This window comes from Rhodoblastus sp. (assembly GCF_052145335.1).
Lineage (GTDB): Bacteria > Pseudomonadota > Alphaproteobacteria > Rhizobiales > Beijerinckiaceae > Rhodoblastus.
This window is the reverse complement of record NZ_JBKQOU010000007.1, coordinates 1-8,521: the sequence shown is the minus strand read 5'-3', so window position 1 is coordinate 8,521 and position 8,521 is coordinate 1. Positions and strand designations below refer to the sequence as shown.

Below are 8,521 nucleotides of genomic sequence, written 5' to 3'. Positions count from 1 at the left end.
CGGCATCGAGAAAGTCACGCTGCTGGTTGGCGCCGGCACCTTCCTGCCGGTCAAGGCGGAAGACACGGCCGATCACGTCATGCACAGCGAATGGGGGGAGATCGACGCCGCCACGGCGGCGCGGCTCAATGCGGCGCGGGAGGCGGGAGGGCGGATCGTCGCCGTCGGCACGACATCCTTGCGCATATTGGAGAGCGCCGCCGACGCTTCCGGACGGATCATGCCGTTCGCCGGCGACACCAATATTTTCATCACCCCCGGCTATGCGTTTCGCGCCGTGGATGTGCTGATGACCAATTTCCACCTGCCGCGCTCGACCCTGTTCATGCTGGTCTGCGCCTTCGCCGGGCTGGAAAACATGAAGGCGGCCTATGCCCATGCGATAGAAGCGGAATATCGCTTCTACTCCTATGGCGACGCCTGCCTGCTGCTGCGTGAAGAGAGGAATTGAGTTCCTGGGGCCGGCGCGATGATCGGCTCTTCCCACGCTCGGGGCGCGAGTCGCTGATCATCAATGTTTCGACGAATTGTCCAGGGCGTAGTACAGGCCGAACAGCTTCGCGTGATCCACGCGATCGAAGCAGATCACCACCGAGTCGGGACGGCGCTCCTGCACCTCGAACGCCCGATCGTCAAGGCGAAGCTCTTCGGCGATGATCCTGAGACACTTCGCGAATTCCCTGTCGTCAATGAGGGCAATGCGTATGCAGGTTTGCATCACCGCCTCCATGTCGCGGCACGTGCAGTGAAAAGAAAGGATCGAGAAGATTTACTCCCGAGCAGCTCCTGTGACAAGACGCGCGCGACGCGTTCAGACGAAGCGTCAAGGCGCCCGATCTAGCGCTTCGCACCTCGCCCGCCGTCGCGCAAGGAAAACAGATTTGCATGTTGCGCCGGTGGTCATAAGCTGGCCGTCATGAGTTGTGGCTCTACACGAAACAAATTATGCGCAGGGATCGGACGGATTCATGAGAGCCTCCTGGCGTCCGCAAACCTGATGGCCATTGGAATCGACCCTGAAATGGAAACCTACCAAGAAATTGCCAAAGCACTCGAAAACCGCCTAGCCGAGCTGACAAGCAATATAACGGAGATCGACAACGAATTGCGCAGCCTGCTACCCGCCGATTGGAAAGAGCAGGCGACGCAACTGGAAAACCAGGATGCGCTCGAAGGCATAGAGAAATCCAAGCTGCAGGAAATCCACCAGATTCGTGAAGCGTTGCAGAGGATCGGTGAAGGGAGCTATGGCGTCTGCGCCCAATGCGGCGAGACGATCGATCCCAGGCGCCTCAAGGCGCTCCCCACGGCGACCAGATGCATCGCATGCGCGGGGTGATTGGGTCGGGATTTTTGCCCGACCAATAATTGAGGCTTCGCGATCCGCGTCTTGCCCAAGGCTACCGAAGGCGAGCGACGGCCCGTTGCGGTTCTGCGATGCGGAGGTCCCGGCTCCATTGCCTTTGTACCCAACGCTTCGCTTTCAAGCACGCACACGAAGTTTTGAACATGCCAACGCATGAATCGTCATGCGGCCATGCTCATCATCGGTTGCTGCCGAGCGAGAGAAAAAGCAAGCTTCATTCGCGCCGTCCTTCGGTGCTGACGAAGTAAAAACTCACAGCGCATAACGACAGGAGAAAACGGGAGGTGGTGATGGCTTTACGCAAAAAAATTTGGTCATTTGGCGGAAAGCTGGCTGTCCTCGCGGCAGCGTCCGCGTTGCCCACGTCAAGCGCCGCGGCAGCGGAAGAAAGCAAGCCCAACATCATGTTCATCATGGGCGACGATATCGGCTGGATGCAGCCGAGCATCTATCATCGCGGCCTGATGGTCGGCGAGACGCCCAATATCGACCGTATCGGCAATGAAGGCGCGATCTTCATGGACTATCTCGCCATGCAAAGCTGCACCTCGGGCCGCAACGCCTTCTTCACCGGCATGTATCCGCTGCGCACCGGCATGATACCGCCCCAACTGCCCGGCAGCCCGTCCTATCTGCGCCCCGGCACGCCGGCGATCGCGAAATTCCTGCATGACCTCGGCTATTCCACCGGGGAATTCGGCAAGAACCATCTCGGCGACCACACCGCCGCCTTGCCGACCGCGCATGGTTTCGAGGAATATTGGGGCTATCTCTACCATCTCGACGCGATGCAGCAGGTGAGCTTCCCCGACATCAACAAGAATGTGTCGACGCAGGGCATCGCGCCGCCTTGCATGAACACGCCGATTCCCGGCCTGGCTGAAGTCCCCGGCGCCGTGGACCCCAAGACAACAACCTGCCTGACGCCGCCGCGCAATGTCTTGTGGTGCCATTCCTCCGACGGCACGGAAGCGAACCAGTCCTGCAAGGATGAAGGTCCGCTGACGCTCGATCGGTCGCGGACCGTCGATGAGGAAATCTCCTCCAAGGTCATCGACTTCCTCGACCGCAACGACCCCAAGAAGACCAACAAGCCGTTCTTCGTCTGGTACAACCCGGCCCGCATGCATGTCACCACCATGCTGCCGCCGAAATACGAGGCGATGATCGGCGAGGCCGGCGGCAAGGACTGGGGCCTCAACGAAGCCGGCATGAAGCAGATGGACGACAACATCGGCTATGTCCTCAAGAAGCTTGAGGACATGGGCGAACTCGACAACACCATCGTCGTTTTCACAACCGACAATGGCGCCGAGACGGTCAGCTACCCCGACGGCGGCATCACGCCGTTCAAGGGTCAGAAGGGCGAAGCCTGGGAAGGCGGCTACCGCGCTCCGCAGGTCGTCCGCTGGCCGGGCCACATCAAGCCGGGCACGATCAAGAACCAGATGTTCGCCGCGCTCGACTGGCTACCGACCTTTGTCGATATCGCGGGTGGACCCAAAGGCGACGATCTGAAGAAACAGATTGAGGGGGGAAAATATCCGGGCATCGTGAAGACGACCTTGGACGGTTTCGACCAACGCGACTATCTGGAAGGAAAGTCCGAAAAGTCCGCGCGCGATGTCTTCTTCTACTATTCCGGCGCGACGCCTTCCGCGGTGCGCTATAAGAATTGGAAGATGTACTACACGATGGCGGAAGGGGGAGCTGCCGGCTGGTTCATGCCGCTCATCAACTACCACTGGACCCTCGTTTCGAACGTCAAGCGCGATCCGTTCGAACAGACTGTTGGCTTCACGTCATCGAAGTCGGCGATGGAGTTGGGCGGAACGTTGGGCTCCCCGTCCACCGCGTATCTATATGACTGGAACATGCTGCCGATCGGTCAGCAGCTCTGGTTCAAGGAACTCTATTCCTTCAAGGAGTTCCCGCCGCTGCAGGCTGCCGAGACCTATAATCTCAACGGCATCCTCCAGGAAATGGAAAAGAACAAGGGCGACGACTGATCCCCTGGCTGGCTCAGGAGCGGGTGGCCCCTCCGGGCCACCCCATTTCGTCGGGTTATCGAAGCGCGGTCGGGACGTCAAAAGCCGACAGACGTTTGCGCGGCGATCGGCGACCGACGGCCTTATGTCACGAGCGCTGGTACATTTCCCTGTCGGAACATCCGTTGATGTGTACGGTTATAGCCGCCAACAAGACTGGCATGTCGCAGGCCCGCAAACGGATCGGCTTGGGCCAACCGACCGACGGACTAAAAAGCCCGGTTCACGCCGCCTTTTGCTGGATATGGCCGATACCGAACAGGCGCTTGAATTTCTTCACCCGGTTCGACCAGCGATGGCGGGCCACTTCGCGGTCGCGCGCTTCGACGTCGGTGCAATAATTCAGCATCACATAGCGGCGCGGACCGATGAAGGGCTTGTGGCCGTGCCAGGAATTGGGCTGGACGCGGAAGCAGACCGCCAGCCCGCCCTGCGGCGCGACTTCCGCGGCATAGTCCTCCAGATCGGTTCCCGAGCGCAGCACCCGCAATTTGCCGCCCTCATTGTCCGCCCAATCGTCGTTGAGGTAGAGCAACAGGGTCGCCACCTTGAATTTGGAATCGGCGTGGATGCGGCCGTCCTTGGCCTGGCAGTTGCAGCGCAAGGTCACCATGGTCGGGCGGTCGGTGAGGTCTATGTTGAGCTTCTGCCCGATGATTCTCCGCACTTCCGGTCCTTCCAGCTCTTTGAGCAGGTTGGCGAAAGCCGGGCCGTAGGAGGCCATTTCCGGCAGGAACAGGCCGCCCATGTCGATCCTGGGGTAATCCCGGATCGCCTCGGCCAAGGCCTGGGGCGGAAGAAGGCCCGGCGTCACCGAATAGGGAAAAGGATCGGTCTGGGTCGGCGAGGCGCGAAAGGCGTCGTAATTCAGCATGGCGTCATCCCGTGAAAGCAACGGGTCTGTTTAGGTTTTTCGAGGACTTCGCTCATTGACGCATGTCAAAACGCTTCTTGATCATCACGCCGCGGCGCCTCGCCGTCCTGCTGAAATGTCTTTCCCTTGGGGCGGGCTTTCTCTAGTTTGCCCCGACGCCGCCAAAAAGTTCGAGACCGCCGATTTCATGCCCGAAAAAGCAAGCTATTACGTCACCACCGCCATTCCCTACGCCAACGGGGCGCCGCATATCGGCCATGCCTATGAGCGCATCGCTACCGACGCCTTCGCCCGTTTCAACCGGCTTGACGGCCGCGACGTGCTGTTCGTCACCGGAATGGACGAACACGGCCTGAAAATGCAGCAGACGGCGGCGCGCGAAAACCTGACGCCGCTGGCGCTGGCCGACCGCACCGCGGCGCAGTTCCTCGCCATGGGTGAAAAACTCAACGCCGTCGCCGACGACGTCGTGCGCACGACGCAGCCGCGCCACAAGGCGGCGTCGCAGGAAATCTGGCGGCGCATGGCGGCCAATGGCGATATCTACCTGTCGAAATATGCCGGCTGGTACTCGGTGCGCGACGAGGCCTATTACGACGAGTCCGAACTGATGCTTGGCCCGGACGGCAAAAAGCTTGCGCCGACCGGAACGCCGGTCGAATGGGTCGAGGAGGAGAGTTATTTCTTCCGCCTTTCCGACTATGGCGAACGGCTGCTGGCGCATTACGATGCCAATCCGGAGTTCATCACCCCTGAAAAATATCGCAACGAGATCGTCGCCTTCGTCAAGCGCGGGCTGAAGGATCTGTCGGTCAGCCGCACCACGTTCGACTGGGGCGTCGAAACGCCAGACGATCCAAAACACGTCATGTATGTCTGGGTCGACGCGCTGACCAATTACCTCACCGGCGCCGGTTTCCCGGAGCGGGGCGAGCGCTGGCGCTTTTGGCCCTGCGACGCCCATGTGATCGGCAAGGACATCACCCGCTTCCACGCCATCTACTGGCCGGCTTTCCTGATGTCGGCGGGCATCGATTTGCCAAGACAGATCGTCGTCCATGGCTTTCTGTTCAATCGCGGCGAGAAAATGTCGAAATCGGTCGGCAATGTCATCGACCCCTTCACGCTGGCCGATCATTACGGGGTCGACGCCCTGCGCTATTTCTTCCTGCGCGAAGTGCCGTTCGGACAGGACGGCAATTATTCGCACGAGGCCATCGTCGCGCGCATCAACGCCGATCTCGCCAACGACCTCGGCAATCTGGCGCAAAGGTCGCTGTCGATGGTCGCCAGGAACTGCGCCGGCCGCATCCCGGATCAGGTCGAGGTTCCCGACGTCGACGTCGCCATGCTGACCAAGGCCTATGACGCGCTGGAAGCTGTGCAGGCGGAAATGTTCCGCTATGCGCCGCATCTCGCCCTCGCTGAAATCTGGTCGGTGGTCGGCGAGGCCAACCGCTATTTCGCCGGCCAGGAGCCTTGGAAACTCAGCAAGACCGATCCGGCGCGGCGTGACGCCGTCTTGTTCACCACCATCGAGACCCTGCGGGTAATCGGCATCCTGTGCCAGCCTTTCATCCCGGAGGCGGCGGGAAAATTGCTCGATCTGCTGGCGGTGCGGGCCAACGAGCGCGACCTCGCCTTCGCCACGCCGGAACATCGGCTGTTCGCCGGCGTTGAACTGCCCGCTCCGGCGCCGATCTTTCCCCGCTACGTCGAGCCGGAAGAGGCGTCGAAATGAGGCTGATCGACACCCATTGCCATCTCGATTTTCCCGAACTCGCCCGCGACCGCGCCGGCGTGCTGAGCCGCGCCGGAGCGGCGGGCGTGGCGCGGATGATCACCATTTCCACCGAGGTCGAAAAGTTCTCACAGCTTGCCGCCATCGCCGAAAGCCACGCGGAAATCTATTGCTCGGTCGGCACCCATCCCAGTCACGCCCACGAGGAGCGGGAGTTTTCCGCCGAGGAACTGGTCACGCTGGCGGCGCATCCGAAATGCGTCGCCATCGGCGAAACCGGGCTCGATTATCACTATGACCGCGCCCCGCGCGAGCTGGCGCAGCGGGTTTTCCGCAGCCACATCTCGGCCGCGCGTAAAACCGGTCTGCCGCTGGTCATTCACAGCCGCGACGCCGACGACGACATGGCCCGGATCTTGACCGAGGAAATGGCCGCCGGGCCGTTCAAGGCGCTGCTGCACTGCTTCACCTCCGGCCGCGAACTGGCGGAAAAGGCTCTAACGCTGGGGTGTTACATTTCCTTTTCCGGGATCGTGACCTTCAAGAACTCGCAGGATTTGCGGGACATTGCCGAAATCGTGCCGCTCGACCGGTTGCTGGTCGAAACCGACGCGCCCTTCCTCGCCCCGACGCCCTATCGCGGCAAGACCAACGAGCCCGCCTATGTCGCCGAGACGGCGAGGCTTCTCGCCGGCGTCAAGGGAATCGAAGTTGATGCGTTAGCTGAGATAACAACAGCCAACGCACTGCGTATATTCGATAAAATGCCGTCGTTCGCCGCATGAGCGTGGAGATCGTCATATTGGGCTGCGGCTCATCGGGGGGCGTTCCGCGTGTCGCCCAGGGCTGGGGGCAATGCGACCCCGGCAACCCTCGAAACCGCCGCCGCCGTTGCTCCATCATGGTGGAGCAGTCCGGCGAGGGCGAGCCGACGCGGTTGCTGGTCGACGCCGGCGCCGACGTGCGCGAACAGTTGATCGGCGAGAACGTCGACCGACTCGACGCGCTGCTGCTCACCCACGCCCACGCCGACCACGTCCATGGCTTTGACGATCTGCGGCCCTTGACCATGGTCATGCATCGCCTGATCGATGTCTATCTCGACGAGCCAACCTGGGAAAAAGTCAGCGTGCGCTTCGATTATTGTTTCGAGACGCCGCCCGGCAGCAATTACCCGCCCTTGTACATTCCGCATCGCCTGACGCCCGGCGTGGCCTTTTCGCCAGCGGGGCCTGGCGGGGCGATCAAGACCATGCCTTTCCGCCTCAATCACGGCGACATCGACGCGCTCGGCTTTCGTTTCGGCGCCAGCGCCTATACGCCGGACGTCAAATATGTGCCGGAGGAGAGCTTTCCCTTTCTGGAAAACCTCGACCTGTGGATCGTCGACGCGCTGCGCCACCGCCCGCACCCGAGCCATCTCTCGCTTGGCGAAACCCTGGAGCTGATCGCGCATTTCCGTCCCAAACGCGCGGTCCTGACCAATCTCCATACCGATCTCGATTACGAAACCCTGCGCGGAAATCTGCCGGACGGCGTCGAGCCGGCCTATGACGGCATGCGGCTGAAGGTCTGAGCGAGGAGCTTTCTTGGATCGGCTGGCCGAACATTACGCCCTGTGCGGCGTCGCCCTGCGGGATAGCGACCGCGATCGCTGGCTGGCCTGCCTGTTTGCGCCCGACGCGGAGCGGCCGCACCTGTTCGCGCTTTACGCTTTCAACGCCGAAGTCTCACGGATTCGCGAACATGTTTCGCAGCCGATCCTCGGCGAAATGCGGCTGCAATGGTGGATCGAAGCGCTGAACGGTTCGCCGGGGGGCGAGGTCAGGGGCGACCTGCACGCCCATCCGGTGGCCGACGCGCTGCTGTCGACCGTCGAGACCCTCTCGCTGCCGCGAAAAACCTTGGTCGATCTGTTGGAAGCGCGGCGTTTCGATCTTTACGACGATCCGGCGCCCGACCTGCATTTCCTCGAAGCCTATTGCGGCGAAACCTGCTCGTCGCTGTTTCGCCTCGCGGGCCTGATCCTCGGGGGGACGGGCGGCAAGGAAAGCGCCGAAGCCGCCGGCCATGCCGGATGCGCCTATGCGCTCACCGGGCTGCTGCGGGCCTTTCCGTGGCATGTGGTCCATCATCAATGCTACCTGCCGCGCGACGTTCTGCAGCGCCATGGGCTGGAGCCGCGAAATCTTTTCGCCCGCGAAGACGGTCCGGGATTGCGATCGGCGCTGGCGGAAATGCGGGCGCTGGCCCGCGATCATCTCAGCAGGGCGCGCCAGGCCGTCGCCGCGCTGCAGACGCAGGAGCGCCTGGCCTATCTGCCGCTCGCCCTGCCGGAGCTTTATCTGCGCGAAATGGAGCGCAGGGATTACGACCCATACAAGACATTGGTCGAAGTGGCGCAATGGCGTCGCCAATGGGCCTTGTGGCGGGCGAAGATATAGGGCGTATCGCCCGGAACTGCGGTGGAGCCCCAGCGTTTTACCGCCACG

Annotated in this window: 10 protein-coding genes; 7 read left to right on the top strand and 3 right to left on the bottom strand. The window is 61.7% G+C overall.

Annotated elements, in window-relative coordinates; genetic code table 11:
* Positions 1 to 451, top strand: a 451-nt coding sequence (locus tag ACLP2E_RS00500; RefSeq protein WP_442464837.1) for an S-adenosylmethionine:tRNA ribosyltransferase-isomerase, incomplete at its 5' end; no start/stop codon positions are given.
* Positions 452 to 511: 60 nt separating this feature from the next.
* Here ACLP2E_RS00500 and ACLP2E_RS00495 read toward each other — a convergent pair.
* Complete coding sequence (locus tag ACLP2E_RS00495) at positions 512 to 718, bottom strand: hypothetical protein (RefSeq protein ID WP_442461533.1); 207 nt, start codon at positions 716 to 718, stop codon at positions 512 to 514.
* A gap of 279 nt (positions 719 to 997) precedes the next feature.
* On the opposite strand from ACLP2E_RS00495, the gene ACLP2E_RS00490 reads away from it, so the two are divergent.
* Positions 998 to 1,339 carry a TraR/DksA family transcriptional regulator gene (locus ACLP2E_RS00490; RefSeq protein WP_442461534.1) on the top strand — a complete coding sequence of 114 codons (342 nt, stop codon included), beginning with the start codon at positions 998 to 1,000 and terminating at the stop codon, positions 1,337 to 1,339.
* A gap of 241 nt (positions 1,340 to 1,580) precedes the next feature.
* Here the strand turns inward: ACLP2E_RS00490 and ACLP2E_RS00485 are convergent, their stop codons facing one another.
* Positions 1,581 to 1,781, bottom strand: a complete 201-nt coding sequence (locus ACLP2E_RS00485) for a hypothetical protein (protein ID WP_442464836.1) — start codon at positions 1,779 to 1,781, stop codon at positions 1,581 to 1,583.
* Between ACLP2E_RS00485 and ACLP2E_RS00480 the strand changes: the two genes are divergently transcribed.
* Positions 1,771 to 3,375 (top strand): arylsulfatase, encoded by a 1,605-nt coding sequence (locus tag ACLP2E_RS00480; RefSeq protein WP_442464835.1) that lies wholly within the window; start codon positions 1,771 to 1,773, stop codon positions 3,373 to 3,375. The genes ACLP2E_RS00485 and ACLP2E_RS00480 overlap by 11 nt on opposite strands.
* Before the next feature lie 262 nt (positions 3,376 to 3,637).
* Here ACLP2E_RS00480 and ACLP2E_RS00475 read toward each other — a convergent pair whose 3' ends face one another.
* Positions 3,638 to 4,288, bottom strand: a complete 651-nt coding sequence (locus ACLP2E_RS00475; RefSeq protein WP_442461536.1) for a 2OG-Fe(II) oxygenase — start codon at positions 4,286 to 4,288, stop codon at positions 3,638 to 3,640.
* 187 nt (positions 4,289 to 4,475) lie between these two features.
* Between ACLP2E_RS00475 and metG the strand changes: the two genes are divergently transcribed.
* Genes metG through ACLP2E_RS00455 form a run of 4 tightly spaced genes read left to right on the top strand, consistent with a single transcriptional unit; the run spans position 4,476 to position 8,473 of the window.
* Entirely contained in the window at positions 4,476 to 6,029 is a 1,554-nt protein-coding gene (metG, locus tag ACLP2E_RS00470; protein WP_442464834.1) for a methionine--tRNA ligase, read from the top strand.
* Positions 6,026 to 6,814 (top strand): TatD family hydrolase, encoded by a 789-nt coding sequence (locus tag ACLP2E_RS00465; RefSeq protein ID WP_442464833.1) that lies wholly within the window; start codon positions 6,026 to 6,028, stop codon positions 6,812 to 6,814. The genes metG and ACLP2E_RS00465 overlap by 4 nt, the downstream gene beginning before the upstream one ends.
* Positions 6,811 to 7,605: an MBL fold metallo-hydrolase gene (locus ACLP2E_RS00460; protein ID WP_442461539.1), complete on the top strand. Its 795-nt coding sequence runs from the start codon at positions 6,811 to 6,813 to the stop codon at positions 7,603 to 7,605. The genes ACLP2E_RS00465 and ACLP2E_RS00460 overlap by 4 nt, the downstream gene beginning before the upstream one ends.
* 13 nt (positions 7,606 to 7,618) lie before the next feature.
* Positions 7,619 to 8,473, top strand: coding sequence for a phytoene/squalene synthase family protein (locus ACLP2E_RS00455; protein ID WP_442464832.1), 855 nt, complete (start codon positions 7,619 to 7,621; stop codon positions 8,471 to 8,473).
* The last annotated feature ends 48 nt before the right edge of the window (positions 8,474 to 8,521 follow it).

Bases quoted from the DNA above. Each gene is read 5' to 3' on its own strand.
- ACLP2E_RS00485 (WP_442464836.1), bottom strand. From the start codon at position 1,781: ATGATGAACATGATGTTGGGCTTGCTTTCTTCCGCTGCCGCGGCGCTT.
- ACLP2E_RS00465 (WP_442464833.1), top strand. From the start codon at position 6,026: ATGAGGCTGATCGACACCCATTGCCATCTCGATTTTCCCGAACTCGCC.
- ACLP2E_RS00490 (WP_442461534.1), top strand. From the start codon at position 998: ATGGCCATTGGAATCGACCCTGAAATGGAAACCTACCAAGAAATTGCC.
- ACLP2E_RS00480 (WP_442464835.1), top strand. From the start codon at position 1,771: ATGTTCATCATGGGCGACGATATCGGCTGGATGCAGCCGAGCATCTAT.
- ACLP2E_RS00460 (WP_442461539.1), top strand. From the start codon at position 6,811: ATGAGCGTGGAGATCGTCATATTGGGCTGCGGCTCATCGGGGGGCGTT.
- ACLP2E_RS00475 (WP_442461536.1), bottom strand. From the start codon at position 4,288: ATGCTGAATTACGACGCCTTTCGCGCCTCGCCGACCCAGACCGATCCT.
- metG (WP_442464834.1), top strand. From the start codon at position 4,476: ATGCCCGAAAAAGCAAGCTATTACGTCACCACCGCCATTCCCTACGCC.
- ACLP2E_RS00495 (WP_442461533.1), bottom strand. From the start codon at position 718: ATGCAAACCTGCATACGCATTGCCCTCATTGACGACAGGGAATTCGCG.